Source organism: Caballeronia sp. LZ028, assembly GCF_031451415.1.
Lineage (GTDB): Bacteria > Pseudomonadota > Gammaproteobacteria > Burkholderiales > Burkholderiaceae > Caballeronia > Caballeronia zhejiangensis.
This window is the reverse complement of the sequence record NZ_JARUXN010000002.1, coordinates 663,093-679,012: the sequence shown is the minus strand read 5'-3', so window position 1 is coordinate 679,012 and position 15,920 is coordinate 663,093. Positions and strand designations below refer to the sequence as shown.

Annotated in this window: 15 protein-coding genes; 10 read left to right on the top strand and 5 right to left on the bottom strand. The window is 63.2% G+C overall.

All coding sequences use genetic code 11. The features are described 5' to 3' along the window. Positions 1–44 precede the first annotated feature (44 nt). The gene (locus QCE58_RS17280; RefSeq protein WP_250503845.1) at positions 45–938 is read left to right on the top strand and encodes a LysR substrate-binding domain-containing protein; all 894 of its coding nucleotides are present in this window, start codon (positions 45–47) and stop codon (positions 936–938) included. On the opposite strand, the gene QCE58_RS17275 is transcribed toward QCE58_RS17280, so the two are convergent. Further along, entirely contained in the window at positions 916–1,821 is a 906-nt protein-coding gene (locus tag QCE58_RS17275) for a LysR substrate-binding domain-containing protein (RefSeq protein ID WP_034470129.1), read from the bottom strand. The genes QCE58_RS17280 and QCE58_RS17275 overlap by 23 nt on opposite strands. 106 nt (positions 1,822–1,927) lie before the next feature. Between QCE58_RS17275 and QCE58_RS17270 the strand changes: the two genes are divergently transcribed. Next, the gene (locus QCE58_RS17270; RefSeq protein ID WP_250503846.1) at positions 1,928–2,383 is read left to right on the top strand and encodes a (2Fe-2S)-binding protein; all 456 of its coding nucleotides are present in this window, start codon (positions 1,928–1,930) and stop codon (positions 2,381–2,383) included. Next, on the top strand, positions 2,384–4,591 hold the full coding sequence (locus tag QCE58_RS17265) for a xanthine dehydrogenase family protein molybdopterin-binding subunit (RefSeq protein ID WP_250522444.1): 2,208 nt from the start codon (positions 2,384–2,386) through the stop codon (positions 4,589–4,591). It begins immediately after the preceding gene. Positions 4,592–4,603: 12 nt separating this feature from the next. Here QCE58_RS17265 and QCE58_RS17260 read toward each other — a convergent pair whose 3' ends face one another. Beyond that, positions 4,604–6,520: an AAA family ATPase gene (locus QCE58_RS17260; protein WP_033536019.1), complete on the bottom strand. Its 1,917-nt coding sequence runs from the start codon at positions 6,518–6,520 to the stop codon at positions 4,604–4,606. A 515-nt stretch (positions 6,521–7,035) separates the two neighbouring features. On the opposite strand from QCE58_RS17260, the gene QCE58_RS17255 reads away from it, so the two are divergent. Beyond that, positions 7,036–7,197, top strand: coding sequence for a DUF1328 family protein (locus QCE58_RS17255; RefSeq protein WP_008346326.1), 162 nt, complete (start codon positions 7,036–7,038; stop codon positions 7,195–7,197). Positions 7,198–7,328: 131 nt separating this feature from the next. Beyond that, the gene (locus QCE58_RS17250; protein WP_175980239.1) at positions 7,329–8,294 is read left to right on the top strand and encodes a GlxA family transcriptional regulator; all 966 of its coding nucleotides are present in this window, start codon (positions 7,329–7,331) and stop codon (positions 8,292–8,294) included. Between the two features lie 6 nt (positions 8,295–8,300). On the opposite strand, the gene QCE58_RS17245 is transcribed toward QCE58_RS17250, so the two are convergent. Then, complete coding sequence (locus QCE58_RS17245) at positions 8,301–9,602, bottom strand: aspartate aminotransferase family protein (RefSeq protein WP_250503848.1); 1,302 nt, start codon at positions 9,600–9,602, stop codon at positions 8,301–8,303. Between the two features lie 76 nt (positions 9,603–9,678). On the opposite strand from QCE58_RS17245, the gene QCE58_RS17240 reads away from it, so the two are divergent. The 5 genes from QCE58_RS17240 to QCE58_RS17220 all read left to right on the top strand — a co-directional run bounded on the left by QCE58_RS17240 (position 9,679) and on the right by QCE58_RS17220 (position 13,349). Beyond that, positions 9,679–10,563, top strand: coding sequence for a LysR family transcriptional regulator (locus QCE58_RS17240; RefSeq protein ID WP_250437588.1), 885 nt, complete (start codon positions 9,679–9,681; stop codon positions 10,561–10,563). A 211-nt stretch (positions 10,564–10,774) separates the two neighbouring features. Continuing rightward, positions 10,775–11,284, top strand: coding sequence for a helix-turn-helix domain-containing protein (locus QCE58_RS17235; RefSeq protein WP_008346330.1), 510 nt, complete (start codon positions 10,775–10,777; stop codon positions 11,282–11,284). Next, complete coding sequence (locus QCE58_RS17230) at positions 11,281–11,694, top strand: VOC family protein (RefSeq protein WP_008346331.1); 414 nt, start codon at positions 11,281–11,283, stop codon at positions 11,692–11,694. Before QCE58_RS17235 ends, QCE58_RS17230 begins: the two co-directional genes overlap by 4 nt. 50 nt (positions 11,695–11,744) lie before the next feature. Continuing rightward, positions 11,745–12,203 carry an SLATT domain-containing protein gene (locus QCE58_RS17225; protein ID WP_250522445.1) on the top strand — a complete coding sequence of 153 codons (459 nt, stop codon included), beginning with the start codon at positions 11,745–11,747 and terminating at the stop codon, positions 12,201–12,203. Between the two features lie 384 nt (positions 12,204–12,587). Next, positions 12,588–13,349 (top strand): hypothetical protein, encoded by a 762-nt coding sequence (locus QCE58_RS17220; protein ID WP_309779926.1) that lies wholly within the window; start codon positions 12,588–12,590, stop codon positions 13,347–13,349. 65 nt (positions 13,350–13,414) lie between these two features. Here QCE58_RS17220 and QCE58_RS17215 read toward each other — a convergent pair whose 3' ends face one another. Both QCE58_RS17215 and QCE58_RS17210 read right to left on the bottom strand, forming a co-directional pair. Next, positions 13,415–13,633, bottom strand: a complete 219-nt coding sequence (locus QCE58_RS17215; protein ID WP_008346335.1) for a hypothetical protein — start codon at positions 13,631–13,633, stop codon at positions 13,415–13,417. A 260-nt stretch (positions 13,634–13,893) separates the two neighbouring features. Further along, positions 13,894–15,822 carry a diguanylate cyclase domain-containing protein gene (locus QCE58_RS17210; protein ID WP_008346336.1) on the bottom strand — a complete coding sequence of 643 codons (1,929 nt, stop codon included), beginning with the start codon at positions 15,820–15,822 and terminating at the stop codon, positions 13,894–13,896. Between the last annotated feature and the right edge of the window lie 98 nt (positions 15,823–15,920).

Genomic DNA, 15,920 nt, shown 5'->3' with positions numbered 1-15,920 from the left:
CTCTGTACAATATTTTTTGACCACGATCTTGATACGTTAGCGATATGGACATGCGGCTTTTGCGGTACTTCGCGGTGCTCGCCGATGAACTCCATTTCGGCCGCGCAGCCGCGCGCCTGCACATTTCGCAGCCGCCCCTGAGTCAGCAGATCCGCATCCTTGAAGAGGAGATGGGCACTGCGCTTTTCTTGCGCTCGCAACATCGCGTCGAACTCACCGAGGCAGGGAAAACACTGAAAGAACAGGCGCCGCTGATCTTCGCGCAGTTCGAGCGCGCGATCGATCTCACGCGTTGCGCGGGACGTGGCGAAGTGGGAAGTCTCGAGATCGGCGTCATCAGCTCGGCGATGGTCGAGCCGATTCCACGCGCGCTCGGCGAGTTCGCGCGCAAGCATCCGCAAGTCAGATGGACGCTTCACGAGATGACGCCCGCCGCGCAGATTCAGGCGCTGAAAGAGCGGCGGCTCGACGTGTGCTTCTTTCGCGTGTCGCACGAAGATCCGGAGATCGTCAGCGAAGTCGTGTTGCGCGAGTCTGCCGTGGTCGCATTGCCGCTCGCGCATCCGCTCGCTTCACGCGCGGATATCGCGCTGCGTGAGCTTGAAGCCGAGCGCTTTCTGTCGTTTGGTCTGCTGCAATCGCAACTCGCGCGGTTTCTGCGCGACTGTTGCGTCGAAGCGGGATTCACGCCGCGCATCGAGCAGGAAGTCGTCGAACTGCATACGCTGCTATGTCTGTTGCGCGAAGGGCTCGGCATTGCGCTGCTGCCGGCATCGGCGCAACAGCTGTCGGGCGGCGGCGTGGCATTCGTGCCGCTCGCAGCGCCCGCGCCCGAAGTCTCGCTGCATGCGCGTTATCGCGCGGACACGCCGTCGCCGGTGCTGGCGCGGTTTCTCGATACCGTGCGCGAAGTCGTCAGTCCGGATCGCGTGCGTTGACCGTTTGCGCGACGAGCTCGCGTATCGCATCGACGAGCGGCGCAACGCGTGCCGACTTCTCGCGCGGCCACACGGCGTAGAGGTTGTAGTGCGTCGGAATCTCGACGCGTGTGAGCTCGACGAGCTTGCCGTCGCGTTGCGCGTCGGCGGCGAGCAGGCCGCGCGCAAGTCCCACGCCGACGCCCGCGCTCGCGGCGGCGATCAGCCCCGCAGCGTTGTCAAAGACGGCGACTGCGTGCGGCTCCGCTTCCGGCAGGCCCGCCGCGGCGAGCCACGGAATCCACGAGCGCTTGGTGTAGCCGAGCAAGGGCAGCGCGAGCACTTGTTCCGGCGCGAGCGGCACGCTGAGTCCGCGCGCGCTTAACAATGCGGGCGAGCCCATGACCGTCAGACGGTCGCCGCAGATGAGCGCGTTCTCGAAGCCGTCCCATTCGCCATAGCCGTAACGCAGCGCGAGATCGACGCGTTCGAACGCGCTGCGGTCATGACGTGGCGCGGAAAGCATCGTCAGCGACGTGCCCGTCAATGCCCCGAGCAACGCGGGCAGGCGCGCGACGAGCCAGCTTTGCGCAAGCTCCGGATCGACGTCGAGCGTAATCGACTGCTTCACCGCGCGCTCCTTCACCGACGACAACGCGCGATCGATCTGCTCGAAGCCATCGCCTAGCTGATTCGCGAAGAGCGCGCCGGCATCGGTGAGCACGACGCGCGCGCCTTCGCGCACGAACAGCGGCTGGCCGACGAACTCTTCGAGCGTGCGGATCTGCTGGCTGATCGCGCTATGCGTGAGCGACAACTGACGCGCCGCGCTCGAAAAGCTGCCGGCGCGCGCCGCCTGCAAGAAGGCCTGCATCGACTGGATCGAAGGGTAGCGCTTCAACATGGGTGTTAGCCAGGCTTACGGGTGATCAAAGAAATCGTCGCTGGCGTTCTTGCATGACGGCTTCCGATAATGGCCGCAAGCTCGAACGACATTCGGGAGACAGCGCATGATCGAAATCGTCGTCAATGACGCGCGGCACTCGCTCGACAATGTACCGGAAGACATGCCGCTGTTGTGGGTTCTGCGCGATCGCATCGGTTTGACGGGCACGAAATTCGGCTGCGGCGGGGGCTTTTGCGGCGCATGCACGGTGCATCTCGATGGCGAGGCCGTGCGTTCGTGCCTGCTGCCGATAGCGGCCGTGGCGGGCAGGCGCATCACGACCATCGAAGGAGTTTCCAGGGACGGCACGCATCCGTTGCAGCGCGCGTGGGTTGCGGAAGACGTGCCGCAATGCGGCTATTGTCAGTCGGGACAGTTGATGCAGGCAGCGGCGTTTCTGAAGGGCAAACCGTCCGTGAGCGATGACGCCATCGCCGCTGCGATGTCCGGCAACATCTGCCGCTGCGGAACGTATGCGCGCATCCGCAAGGCCATCAAGCGCGCGGCGGCGGAGGTCTGAATGCGTATCGAACATCACGCAGCGCGCCGTCGTTTCATCAAGCAGAGTTCGGCGCTGCTGGCAGCGGGACTATCCGTTGGATTTCGATTGCCCGATGCGTTGGCGAAGAACGGCGATGCTCTTCCGCGTGACGGCGAATTCGAGCCGAACGCATGGGTGCGCGTGCTGCCCGACGACACGATCAAGCTCGTCGTCCACAAGCACGATTCGGGCACGGGCACGCGCACCGCGCTCGCCGCGCTCGTCGCCGAAGAGCTGGATGTCGATCCGTTTCGCATCGACGTCATCACGCCCGAGAATCCTTTCTATGCCGATTACATTCATCCCTTGTGGAAGGTGTTTTCCACGGGCGGAAGCACGAGCGTCTCGCTGGAATACGATCGCTTGCGGCGCGCGGGCGCGACTGCGCGTGCCATGCTGATCGAAGCCGCCGCGAAACAATGGAAGGTATCGCCGTCAACGTGCTCGACCGATAACGGCTTCGTGATCGACAACGCGAGCGGCGCGCGTGCCAGCTATGGATCGCTTGCCGTCATCGCCGCGAGCTTGCCCGCGCCAAAAGACGTGCCGTTGAAAGACGCATCGCAATTCAGGTACATCGGCAAGCTGAGCAAGAAGCGCGACGCGGCGCAGAAGGTATGCGGCGCGTTCGCGTATGGCATCGACGTGCGTTTGCCCGGCATGCTCGTCGCGGTCGTGACGCGTGCGCCCGTCATCGACGCGCGCGTGCGCAGCGTCGATGCGAAAGAGGCGCTCGCCGTGCCCGGCGTGCGGCAAGTGCTGCCGATACCCGGACGTCCCGATGTGCTTGGCGGCAATCAGGCGGGCGTCGCCATTCTCGCCGACGACTACTGGTCCGCGCGCAAGGGACAAGCCGCATTGCGCGTCGAATGGGAAGACAGTCCGTTCGAAAACTTCGATAGCCGCGATATGCCTGCGCGCCAGGCTGCATGGCTCGACGATCCCGCTGCGCGCGTCGTGCCGACCATCACGAACGGCGACGCCGATGCCATTCTCAAGCATGGCGCGCGCGTGATTCAGGCGTCTTATTCGATGCCGTACAAGGCCGCGAATCCGCTCGAACCCATCAACGTGACGGCGTGGTCGAAGGAGGGCGGCATTGCGTATTGGGGCGGCTTGCAAGTGCCGTCGACGGCGCAGGAGGCGGCGCAAGTCATCGGCGGCATTCCGGCCGATCGTGTCGTGCTGCATGAACTGGTTTCGGGCGGCAGCTTCGGTGCGCGCGAATCGAAGTACTGGCTCTTCGAAGTCACATGGCTCGCGTTGCAAACCGGCAAGCCCGTCAAGCTGATGAACAGCCGCGAGGACGAAATGCGCGCGCTCTTCTATCACTCGGCGAGTCATCATCGCGCAAAGGCCACGCTCGATGCACGCGGCAATCTTTCGGCGCTGCAACTGCGCGCGGTGATGCCGGCATCGCCGGAACAATGGGAGCCGGGCTATTTCGATCGTCCCGATCGCATGGACTACAGCACCACGGAAGCAATCAGCAAGTTCGAGTTCGCGTATGGCGCGCCGAATGTGGATATCGGCTGGGTGCGTCATGAAACGGGCGTGCCAACGGGCTGGTATCGCGCGGTGAGTTATATCCCGAACGTGTTCGCGGTCGAATCGTTCATGGATGAAGCCGCGCATAAGGGACATCGCGATGCGGTGGACTTTCGCATCGCGCATATGAAGGACGCGCGCCATGTCGCGGTATTGCGCGAGGCCGCGATGCGGGCCGGTTGGGGCAAGCCGTTGCCGCGCGGCACCGCGCTCGGCGTTGCGACGAATCGCGCGTACGGCAGTTATGTCGCGGTGATCGCGCGCGTCTCGCGCAAGGATGACGGTATCGTGATCGAGAAGCTCACGTGCGTGGCCGACTGCGGGCTCGCGGTGTCGCCCGGCGGTGTGGAAGAGCAGCTATACGGCGGCTTGATGTGGGGACTCGGACACGCACTCGCCGACCGCATCGACATTCGGCACGGCCAGGTTCAGCAGACCAATTTCGATGCGTATCGCGTGATGCGTATGAGCGACATGCCCGACATCGACATACGCATCGTGCAGGGTGATCCGGCGAAGCCTGGCGGCGTAGGCGAGTTGTCGAGCCCGTCGGTTGCGCCGGCCGTTGCCAATGCCGTGTTCACGCTGACCGGCAAGCGCCTGCGCGAGACGCCGTTCGATTTGCGACGGCTCGCGTGAAGAAGTAACCGCTCAGGCGGCCAGCACTTCGTTGGCCGCCTCGACATTCGCGACAGCCGCCGCATGCTCGCGGATCAGGCGATAAACCGTCTCGCCCGGCACGGTTTCCGATTCGAGCAATTCATCGGCGATCGCGCGCAACACCGGCTCGTTGGCTTGCAGCAGGGCGAAGCATTCGTCGCTCAGATCGTGCAGCAACGCGTTCGCATGACCGATCGAATTCTTGAGCTGCAAGCCCGCATACTGCTGCGGCAACGCCGCGAGGCTGAACAGATTGCCTTCCTCGTTGAAGCCGAACTTCGACACCATATCGAGGCTGATGCGCGACGCCTCCTGAAGATCCGATGCCGCGCCGCTCGATGCTTCCTTGAACATGAGCAGTTCCGCGTTGCGCCCGCCGAGCAGCACCTGAATCTCGTTGCGCAATTCGGTTTCGCGATACAGATGCTTGTCCTGCATCTTTGTGATGAGCGCGACGCCCAGAGCGCCGCCGCGCGGCAGGATCGTCACTTCTTCGAGCACGCCGGTGCCGAGCAGCGCCGCAACGAGGCCGTGACCCGCTTCATGCACCGCGATGCGCGTGCGTTCGTCATCCGATAGCGCGCGTTCCGCGCCGTTCACATCGCCGATGCGCGCGATCTTGATCGCTTCGAGGAAATGCGCCGCCGATACTTCACGTTCGCCCGCCTTGCGCGCGACGAGTCCTGCCTGATTGACGATCATCGACAGCGTGGCGGGCGAGAGGCCCGTCGTCAGACGTGCGAGCTGATCGAAGTCGATGTCGTCGCGCTTCGTCTTCAAGCTGTCCGCGTAGAAACGCAGGATGTCCGCGCGATCTTCGACGCCCGGCAAACGCACCTGCACCGTGCGATCGAAACGGCCGGGACGACGCAGCGCTTCATCGAGATTGTCGGGATGATTCGTCGCCGCGACGATGATGACGCCTTCGTTCGATGCGAAGCCGTCCATCTCCGCGAGCAGTTGATTGATGATGCGATTGCTTTCCGCTTCGACCGGGCCGCCGCCGGTATCGGTGCGCTTGCCGAGGCCATCGGCTTCGTCGATGAAGATGACGGTCGGCGCATTCTTGCGCGCGAGCTCGAACAGATGCTTCACCTTCTGAATGCCGACGCCGTAGTACTTCGCGCTGAAATAACTGCCCGTGATCGCGATGAAGTTCGCGCCGCATTCGCCCGCGAGCGCCTGCGCGAGCCGCGTCTTGCCGACGCCCGGTCCGCCCGTCATCAGGATGCCGCACGGCGCGCGCACGCCCATGCCGGTGAATTGCGCGGGCTCGGTGAGCCACGCGCGCACGTCGTTGAGCGCGGCTTTCGCTTCGCCCGCGCCGATGACGTCATCGAAACGCAGCGTCGGCGATTCGCCGAGCAATTGCGCGCCGCCGCGCATTTCGCGGCGCATGAACCAGAGAAGGCCGCCGATCATCAGGAGCGGCAGCAAGAGACTCAGCGCGTCGCGCGAACGGTCGAACATCTCGCTCCAGCGCGCAATGCCCGTGCGCACGTTGGCGTCGGGCAGCCATACGAGTTGATACGGCGAGGCCGCGTCGGGCTTCATATCGCCGAGCAGCAATGCGTTGGAGAACGCGCCGTTATGATCGGCCACATAATACTTCTCGCCCTTCGTCGTGGAGACGAGAATCGCGTCGGGACTCACACCGATCGTCGCGACATTCTTCGCGCGAATATCGGTCAGCATTTCCGATGCGTCTTTCTCGCGATGCGTCCACGGCGATGCGTCATGGCGCATCTGATTGGCGACGCCCGTCAGCGCCGCCGTCTGCGATTGCGCGGCCCGCACTTCATGGCGCCAATGCAGAAAGCCCGCGCCCGTCACGAGCGCGGCCGCGATCACACCATAAGCGATATATCGGCCAACGCGTGACCGCAGCGAATTCCTTGCCGGTTTCATCAATTCTGTCCAATGGGCCCGCACGCGCGGCGCCCTAAAGCAATCGTCGGAGGAATGGCATCCGAACGTGTGTCTCTTATCGTGCTTCGGTGGTGGGATGCCCGCGCGCATGTCTTGATGCTCAAGATGGCGAAGCGATCGACCTTGAACCGCAGATCGTCAACCATGCGAGCATGGCCCTGTTTACAGGGATTGCTTCGCTGGAATGGTGCCCGTAATGCATGACCATTCGATAACGCGAAGCAGCGCGCGAACGAGCGTTCGACACGCCGTTTCAAATACACGTCCCCTTTTTTTTGATTAACGGCAGGTAACGGGTCTTCTTGACGGCAATGTAAAAAACGCGTGATCCGCGCTCGCAGCGTGATGCGGGTTTGATGGCGTATGCAGGACGAGGCCAAGGATAGCACGGCAGAAAACGATGCTCCATCCGGTAAGGAATACTGCTTGCTTACGCTAGAGAACTCCGCGCACATGGGGCGCGCGGCGTACTCGGACGAGAGGGAGATAACATCATGTTGTATTACGCGTTGGTCTTTTTCATCATCGCGATCATCGCTGCCGCGCTCGGATTCGGCGGTATCGCGGCGGGCGCGGCGGGCATCGCGAAGATCCTGTTCTTCATATTCCTCGTGATTTTCCTCGTGACGCTGGTAATGGGCCTCATGCGACGTTGACGGCTCTCAAGCAAAGGCGTCGTGCCGAGGCTGGTCGGCACGACGCATTTTTTTTTGTTCCTCGTTTAACGTAGCCGCCTGGACGAAAGATCGGTATCGTCGCAAATGACAACTTCTGGGTCATTTGCGCCATGCACATCGCGATACTCGCTCTCGATGGTCTCTTCGATACCGGCCTCGCCGTGACGCTCGACACGCTCAGAGCCGCGAACGGGTTGGCCGCGCGCACGATGGGCGGATCCCCGCGCTTCGATGTATCCACTGTTGGCGTGCGCAAGCGCGTGCGTTCGGGTCACGGCTTCGCGATTCCGGTGGAGCCCGTCACGCCCGATTTGAAGCCGGACTGGGTCATCGTTCCGGCGCTCGCCGCGACGACGCCGGAACTGCTACTGCCCGCACTGGAACGCGCCGACGTCAAGGACGCCGTGCGGCAATTGCAGAAGTGGCGCGCGCAAGGCGTATCGATCGGGGCGTCCTGCATCGGGACGTTTCTGCTCGCGGAAGCAGGATTGCTCGATCATCGGCAGGCGACATCGACGTGGTCGCTCGCGCCGCTTTTCAGGCAACGCTATCCGCATGTTCTGCTCGACGAATCGCGGATGCTCGTGCCGACCGATATCGGCGTGACGGCCGGCGCCGCGATGGGGCATCTCGATCTCGCGCTGTGGCTCGTGCGCAAGTCGAGCCCCGAGCTGGCCGCGCTCGTGTCGCGCTTTCTGCTCGCCGATATCCGCACGTCGCAGGCGCCGTACATCATCCCGAACCATCTCGCGCAGGCAGATCCGCTGATCCAGCGTTTCGAGCGCTGGGCGCGCGACCATCTGAAGGAAGGATTTTCGCTGCAGCACGCGGCGAACGCGCTGGCGACGAGCACGCGCTCGCTTCAGCGCCGATGCCAGGAAGTGCTCGGCAAATCGCCGCTGGCGTACTTTCAGGACTTGCGCGTCGAACGCGCGCAATCGCTTCTGCACGGCAGCGGACTCGATCTCGAAGCGATCGCCGCCGAAGTCGGCTACGAAGACGGCGCGACTTTGCGAACGCTTTTACGTCAGCGCTTGGGACGCGGCGTGCGCGATCTGCGCGCCGGCCTGCGCTGACGATGCCTACAACGAACGCTCGATAGCCTTGCCGAGCAGATCGAGCCCGAGGTCGATCTCTTCCGCGCTCACGGTCAGCGGCGGCGCGATGCGGAACACGCCCCCCATGCCCGGCAATTGCACGATGTTCATGCTCAGGCCGAGATTCATGCATTCGCGCGTGATCTTCGCGCCGAGACCATCGGCGGGTTCCTTCGTGCGGCGATCCTTGACGATCTCCACGCCGAGCAGCAAGCCGCGGCCGCGCACGTCGCCGATGCAGTCGAAGCGCTCCATCAGATCGAGCAGGCCGCGTTGCAGGCGCGCGCTCATCACGTTCGCGCGCGCGACGAGGCCATCGCGTTCGACCACATCCAGCACGCGCAGGCCGACGGCGGCGGGCAGCGGATCGGATACGTGCGTCGTGTAGAACAGATAGCCGAGCGCATGCGCCTTCTCTTCGATTTCCGCCGATGTGACGACGGCCGCGAGCGGCAAGCCCGCGCCGAGCGTCTTCGATAGCGTGAGGATGTCGGGCGTGACGCCGTCGCGCTGGCACGCGAACATGGTGCCCGTCCGGCCGATGCCGGTTTGCGCTTCGTCGAGAATCAGCAGCATGCCGCGCTCTTCGCACTTGCGCTTTAGCGCCGCCATGTAGCCTTCCGGCAATTCGATGATGCCGCCGGAGCTCAGAATCGGTTCCGCGATGAACGCGGCGAGATTGCCGCTCGACTGCCGGTCGATGAGATCGAATGCGTAGTCGAGTTCCGCGAGCCAGTCGTATCGGCCGTTGTGCTCGAAGCGCGCGCGATATGGGAACGGCGCGGGAATCGCGAATGACCCGACCGCCGCGGGACCGACGCCCTTGCGCCCCGCGCTGTACGTTGCCGACGCCGCGTGACCCGTCATGCCGTGCCACGACTGCGCAAAGCCGACGACTTCGTATTTTCCGGTGACGAGCTTCGCCATGCGGATCGCGGCCTCGTTCGATTCGGCGCCGGTGCTCAGCAAGAGCGCGCGATCGAGACCGGCGGGCGTGATATCGGCGAGACGCGTCGCGAGATCGACGACGGGACGCGACAGCATCCCGCTGAAGAGATGATCCAGCTTGCCCGCATATTCGCCGATCACCGACACGATCTCGGGATGGCTGTGGCCAAGCACGGCGCTCATTTGTCCGGAGGTGAAATCGAGAATCGCGCGGCCATCGGCATCGTAGACGAAGCTGCCTTGCGCGCGCTCGATGATCATCGGCTCGAACGTGCCGCCGTAGCGGATGAGGTGCTGTCTGGCGTTGCGCCAGAAAGTTGCGTCGTTGTTCAGGGACACCGTGCTTCTCCTGGCGGGATAGGAAACAATCTGCAGTGTAGACAACGCTCAGGTTTTATAGAATCGAATAGTTCTAATGCGAGATAGAAGAGGCGCTAATACCTTGAGCCTGTCATTGGAAATCGAGTTGTTGCGCTCGTTTGCCGTCATCGCGGAAGTGCGCGCGCTGAGTCGCGCGGCCGAGCGCATCGGACGGACGCAATCGGCGCTGAGCCAGCAGATGAAGCGGCTCGAGGATATCGTCGATCAGCCGCTTTTTCAGCGCACCGGACGCGGCGTCGTGCTGACGAATCCCGGCGAGCGCCTGCTGGTTCACGCACAGCGCATCCTGCGTCTGCACGACGAGGCGATGGCCGATCTGTGCGGAAAAGGCTTGTCGGGCAGCATCCGCTTCGGCTGTCCGGACGATTACGCCGCCGTGTTCCTGCCGAGCCTGCTGCGGCAATTTTCGAGTCAGCATCCGCACGCGCTGGTGGAAGTCGTGTGCGGGCCGACGCCCCGGCTCGCCGAGCAACTGAAAAAGCGCGCGCTCGATCTCGCGATGCTCTCGCTTCCCGAAGACAAACCCGGCGGCGAGGTCATCCGGCGCCAGCAACTGGTCTGGATCGGCTGTCCGGGGATGGATTCCGCGCATTACGATCCGTTGCCGCTCGCGCTCTCCGATCCGGACACGCTCGATCACATCGCCGCATGCGAAGCCTTGCAGCGCGCGGGCAGGGCGTATCGCATCGCGTACGCGAGCAGCAGTCTCGCGGGGCTCACGGCGCTGGTGCGCTCGGGGCAGGCGTTCGCGGTCATCACGCAGACCGCCGTGCCCGCCGATCTGTGCGTGCTGAACGCGGATGCCGGGCTGCCGGCGTTGCCGGGCGTCGGCATATCGCTGAAGTTCGCGCGCGAGCGTCCTTCGATGTTGACATCGGCGTTCGCGGAACACATCCGTCTCACGCTGCCGTTGTTGTGATGCAAGACCGATTGCGCGAATTGGGCCGCAAAACGGCCGCTTTCCGGCACATCGCGCATCGGGGACGCGGGCTAAGATACTTTCCATCTCCTCTAGCTCTTTCTTCTCAGGGAATGAGCGACTTTTGCGTCGTGCGGATAGCCTCTGCACGACGTTTTTCTTTGTGCGCGCCGGGCTACACTAGCCGCTCGTTTTCCGCACCCCGAACGCCATGCCGACTCGCAAACCCGCCACCGCCGATGCGTTGCAAGATCCGGCATTGTTGCGGCGTCTGTTGCGCGCCAAAGATCGCATGGACGCGTGTTCGCACGAGGACTGGCCGGTCAGCCGTCTGGCCGAAGTCAGCGGGGTCTCCGAAGCGCATTTCGCGCGATCGTTCAAGCGCGCGTTCGGCGTTCCGCCGCATCGCTATCTGCTGACGCGGCGCATCGAGCAGGCCGTCACGCTGTTGCGCGACACCGAGCTCGCCATCACGGATATTGCCTTCGTCACCGGCTGGGAAAGTCTCGGAACGTTCGGCCGCATCTTTCGCGATATCACCGGCCACAGTCCGAGCGCGATGCGCGTGCAAGCGCGCGCCGGCGTCGACGCGCTCGATCGCGTGCCCGCGTGCGTGCTGAAGGCCGCGCAACGACCCGATCTCACGATCGCAGTTTTGGAGAAGCGGCGGCGCGGTGCGAAAGGTACAGTGCGGCCATCTTCAACGAAGGAGGTCACATGAATCAGGGCATCGGCGTGGTGGGCATCTATGTCGACGATCAGGACGAAGCGCTTGCGTTTTACGTCGACAAGCTCGGTTTTCGCGTTCATACCGACGTGCGCAACGGCACGTATCGATGGCTCACGGTGCAGCATCCGGATCAGCCGTCGTTTCAGCTCGGCCTGTTCGCGCCGGGCGCGCCGATCCACGACGATGCGACCGCGCAAACGCTGCGCGCGATGGTCGCAAAGGGCGCGATGCCGCCGCTCGTGCTGTCCGTCGCGGACTGCCGCGCGACTTACGAGCGGCTGAAGGCGAGCGGTGTGGAGTTCACGCAGGAACCGGTCGATCGCTACGGCAGCGTCGATGCCGGTTTTCGCGATCCCGCGGGCAATGGCTGGAAGATGATTCAAGCGCCATCGGGACGGTAAATGTCCTGATTAGCCGGGAGGATGAAGTCTGTTCGTAGAGTGCTTAGAACATGACCGAAACCTCATATCAACCGCCCCGAGACATGTCGACGCTCGTGCTGGCCTGGATCCGGCGCGCGCGCGAATCGCAGATTCGTCATTACACGATGGCCGACCGGCTGACGCGCTGCGGCAGACGGCTCGGGCTTGCGGTCATCGGCATCACGGCGGCGACGGGCACGTCCGCGTTTTTATCGCTCGTAACGACGGCGGTGTCGCCGGATGTGCACGTCCTGATCGGGATGACGAGTCTGAGCGCCGCCGTGCTCGCCTCGTTGCAGACGTTTTTGCGCTATAGCGAGCGTGCGGAATTGCATCGCCGTGCGGGTGCGCAGTACGGCGCCGTGCGGCGGCGTCTCGAAGCGATTCATGCGGCAGATGTTTCTCTGCGTGATGCGTGTGTCGTCGATGCGGTGCGCGATGAACTCGACCAGATCGCACAGACGGCGCCGCATTTGCCACGCGCATGATTAATCATTAGTAAAGTTCCGTTGTTGATTAGTAATTTATTAGACGTAGCGAAGCGAAAGCCGCGATTCGACTGACAAATGGCCCTGTTCAAAAGGGGTTGTTTGTGCTTCCGAAACAATGCCCGGTGTGCTACGGTAATTCGTACGTATTACTTGCGACCGGACGATCGCTGATTGTCGATCGGCCTTCCGAAATGATTCGGATGGAGTGTGACAATGGAACAGCGAGGCGATGGCTCGCTTTATTTCGTCATCTGCCCCCGATGTGAAACCCTTTCATCAGTAGAAGAAAGCGTGTGCCCGTTTTGCGGCGCCGACCGCCACGGGGCCGTGCTGACGAGGGGCGCGGAGACAGCTCTGCGGGCAGTCGAGGCGGCGCGAGGCGTGACGCGCCAGTTTGCGCCACAGGGCGAAGTGGCCCGCGTGCGATGGCCGGCGCGTTCGAGAACATACGAAGCGCGTTTACCCGCGCCTGCGCCTGCCTCCATCGCCAATGGCGCTGCCGTGCTTGCGACGGGGCGTCCATCGCATTCGATACTCGCAACGGTCGTCATGGCCGCCGTCGTGCTCGGTGCGTGTTTTCTCGCGCGTGCTTACTTCGAGCAGCACGGATCGACACCGCGCGCGGGAACGCTGCCTGTGGCCGTCGCAGGCACGGTCCGTCCGATCGAGACGAAGGCCGCACCGATCGCCGCCATCAATATCGATTCGGCGGACAGAATCGTGGACGGCCCGCTGCGCTCCGCCGCGCGTCCGTCAGCGGAAGCTGCGTCGCCACTGATTCCTGTCACGGCATCGAGCAAGGACAGCACGCGGCAGAGCGTGATTCCCGAACGCTCTATCGCAAAAAAAACGTCGACGCACGGCGCGAAGCAATCGGTCAAGACATCGAAAGCGAAACCCGTATCGAAGTCGGCTTCTGCATGTTCGCGCAAGTCCGAGCGCGCGTGCGCTGAAGCAGCGAAAGGCCGCGTATCCAGGACCGAGCCGAAGCAGCGTCAGACGCGCGCGGCGCCGCCTGCTGCGCCCGTCGCACGAGCGAAAACCGACACGAAGGAATTTCAGAAGGTCGCGGCCATCGCTCCGGCGGTGAAGCCCGCGATGACCGCCGACGATAGCTGGCGTCCGAGCAAGAAGAAGAACTGAAAACCCGCGCGGATCGGAAAGGAAAGGGAAGCGCTTCGCGCGGGACGCGAAGCGCGCTGACGATCTTATTCGACGGCTTCCCAGTGTTCGTCGACGGTCTTGTCGGTTACGCGTACCTTCGCGACCATCGGCGCATAGCCGCGCAGCTTGATCTCATCGACGGCGAGCCGCTCCGAACGATAACTCTGCTGCGTCATTCTCGTACCGTCAGGGAATTCGAGCGCGTAACCGTCGATCGGTCCCCACTGGCCCTTCGGCATCGGTTCGACATAGACATTCTGCATCGCGTTTCTCCAGCTTGATTGGAAAGCACCGGGCGGTTCGCATTGGCGAACGTGCGCCTCTTGTATAAGAGGTTAGCGAAGAAAGGGACGCGGCCGGCGACGATGCGCGACGTCGCGAAGCAAATAATTATCGAAGTAAATCAATGCTCTAGTTGAGGGTTCCCATGATGAGAAAGCCCATTCTCCGATATGCAACTCGCGGCATGCTGCCATGCAGCGCGCGTTTTCGTGAAACGGACCTTCATTGCATATCGTGGAAGTCAGTGATGCACGGCGCTGCGGCGATCGGCATCGAGATAGTTGTTGATCGTCGGCGCGACGTCCGCCGCGACGGATGCGAAGCGAAAGCCGTTGCGTCCCTTGCGCTTCGCTTCGTACATCGCGCGATCCGCGTCGCCGAGCATCGCTTCGGCGGACGTGTCGAAGCCGCCCGCGCACATCGCGATGCCGACGCTCGTGCCGAGATGCGCTTCGACGCGGCCGAGTTCGAACGGCCGTCCGATCGCGCGGCAAATGTCCTGCGCGATGCGGCTGCATGCACTCGATGACGAAATTCCGCGCGCCAGCAGCACGAATTCATCGCCGGCGAGGCGGCAGACGAGATCGCCCGCGCGCGTCGTCTTTTTCAGGCGCGCGGCTACCTGTATCAACAGCGCGTCGCCGACGTCGTGACCGTGCTGATCGTTGATGCTCTTGAAGCCGTCGAGGTCCATGAAGAAGAGCGCGAAAGGCACGGCGTCATCGCGGGCGGCATCGACCGAAAGCGCGAGTTGCTCGGCGAGCGCGCGCCGGTTCGGCAGGCCCGTGAGCGCGTCCAGCATGACTTCGGAGCGCATCTGATTTTCGCGCCGCTTGGTCTCGGTGATGTCCTGCGACATGATGTAGAAACCGGCAATTTCCTCGCGCTGAAACTCGGGAATATACGTCGCGTTCCAGACGCGGCTCGGCGCGCCTTCATAGACGATGTCCTCGTGCGTCACGCGTTCGCCGGCGAGCACGCGGCGAAAGTAAGGCAGACAGCGCTCGAAGGTCGACGCGCCGATCGTGTCGCGCACAGTCTTGCCACGCAACGCGGAAGGCTCGACGCCGAACACCTCGCGATACACCTGATTGTTGAAGCGATAGCGCAGGTCAGCATCGACGTGTGCGATGAGAACGGGCAGATTGTCCGTGATCGTCTGCAGCGCGGCGCGATTGCTGGTGAGCTCGCGCGTGCGTTCGAGCACGCGGCGCTCCAGTTCCTGCCGATAATCGCGCAACACCTGTTCGCTGTATTTGCGGCTCGAGATGTCGTGCGCGACGCTCACGAAATGCAGCGGCTCGCCGCGTTCGTCGCGAATCAACGCGACGGAAAGCTCGACCCAAACCGGCTCGCCGTTACGGCGGCGATATCGTTTTTCCAGCGTATACGTCTTGCTCGTGCCGTCGAGCAGTTCCGCGACGAGTTGCAGATCGGCCGACAGATCCGCTTCGTCGGTGATCTGCTGAAAGGTCATCGTGACGAGTTCATCGGCGCTATAACCGGTGATTTCGCACAGCTTCGGATTCACTTCGACGAAGCGGCCCTCCAGATCGACGATAGCCTTGCCCGTCGGCGTCTGTTCGAAGATCGTATGAAAGCGCGTCTCGGACAGGCGCAGCTTGCGGCGGTCGGCTTCCTGAATCTCACGCGTTTCGCGCGCGGCTTCGCGCTGCACGATCTCGCGCTCGACGGTCGCCGCGAGATCGCACAGCGCGGCCTGCGAGCTTGCCGTGAGTTTGCGCGGCTTCGTGTCGATCGCGCAAAGCGTGCCGAGCACGAGACCTCTGGACGAGCGCAACGGCACGCCCGCATAGAAGCGGATGTGTGGCGCGCCCCTGACGAGCGGATTGCCGGCGAAGCGCGCATCCGCGTGAGCGTCCTCGACGAGCAGCAGACGTTCGGAGTGAAGCGCGTGCGCGCAGAACGACACGTCGCGCGCGGTTTCGCATACATCGAGTCCGACACGCGACTTGAACCATTGCCGATGTTCATCGACGAGCGATACCAGCGCGATCGGCACCTGCAACAGCTCGGCGACGACGCGCGTTACGCGGTCGAACACTTCTTCCTGTGGCGTGTCGAGCAGGTCGAGACTGTGCAGCAACTGGAGCCGCTTCGCTTCGTCGGCGGGCAGAGGCGCCGTGTGCCATTCGTGTACGGGTTGCAAGGTTCTTCTCGATTCGGTATTCGCCATCGGGCCCAATGCCACGATGAGCAATTTATCGAACCTTCCGCAATCCCGATTCGCCGATCAAAGGCCGGCTT

What these genes read in the sequence shown, in the direction of transcription:
- QCE58_RS17280 (WP_250503845.1), top strand. Translation starts at nt 45, where the DNA reads ATGGACATGCGGCTTTTGCGGTACTTCGCGGTGCTCGCCGATGAACTC.
- QCE58_RS17275 (WP_034470129.1), bottom strand. Translation starts at nt 1,821, where the DNA reads ATGTTGAAGCGCTACCCTTCGATCCAGTCGATGCAGGCCTTCTTGCAG.
- QCE58_RS17270 (WP_250503846.1), top strand. Translation starts at nt 1,928, where the DNA reads ATGATCGAAATCGTCGTCAATGACGCGCGGCACTCGCTCGACAATGTA.
- QCE58_RS17265 (WP_250522444.1), top strand. Translation starts at nt 2,384, where the DNA reads ATGCGTATCGAACATCACGCAGCGCGCCGTCGTTTCATCAAGCAGAGT.
- QCE58_RS17260 (WP_033536019.1), bottom strand. Translation starts at nt 6,520, where the DNA reads ATGAAACCGGCAAGGAATTCGCTGCGGTCACGCGTTGGCCGATATATC.
- QCE58_RS17255 (WP_008346326.1), top strand. Translation starts at nt 7,036, where the DNA reads ATGTTGTATTACGCGTTGGTCTTTTTCATCATCGCGATCATCGCTGCC.
- QCE58_RS17250 (WP_175980239.1), top strand. Translation starts at nt 7,329, where the DNA reads ATGCACATCGCGATACTCGCTCTCGATGGTCTCTTCGATACCGGCCTC.
- QCE58_RS17240 (WP_250437588.1), top strand. Translation starts at nt 9,679, where the DNA reads ATGCGAGATAGAAGAGGCGCTAATACCTTGAGCCTGTCATTGGAAATC.
- QCE58_RS17235 (WP_008346330.1), top strand. Translation starts at nt 10,775, where the DNA reads ATGCCGACTCGCAAACCCGCCACCGCCGATGCGTTGCAAGATCCGGCA.
- QCE58_RS17230 (WP_008346331.1), top strand. Translation starts at nt 11,281, where the DNA reads ATGAATCAGGGCATCGGCGTGGTGGGCATCTATGTCGACGATCAGGAC.
- QCE58_RS17225 (WP_250522445.1), top strand. Translation starts at nt 11,745, where the DNA reads ATGACCGAAACCTCATATCAACCGCCCCGAGACATGTCGACGCTCGTG.
- QCE58_RS17215 (WP_008346335.1), bottom strand. Translation starts at nt 13,633, where the DNA reads ATGCAGAATGTCTATGTCGAACCGATGCCGAAGGGCCAGTGGGGACCG.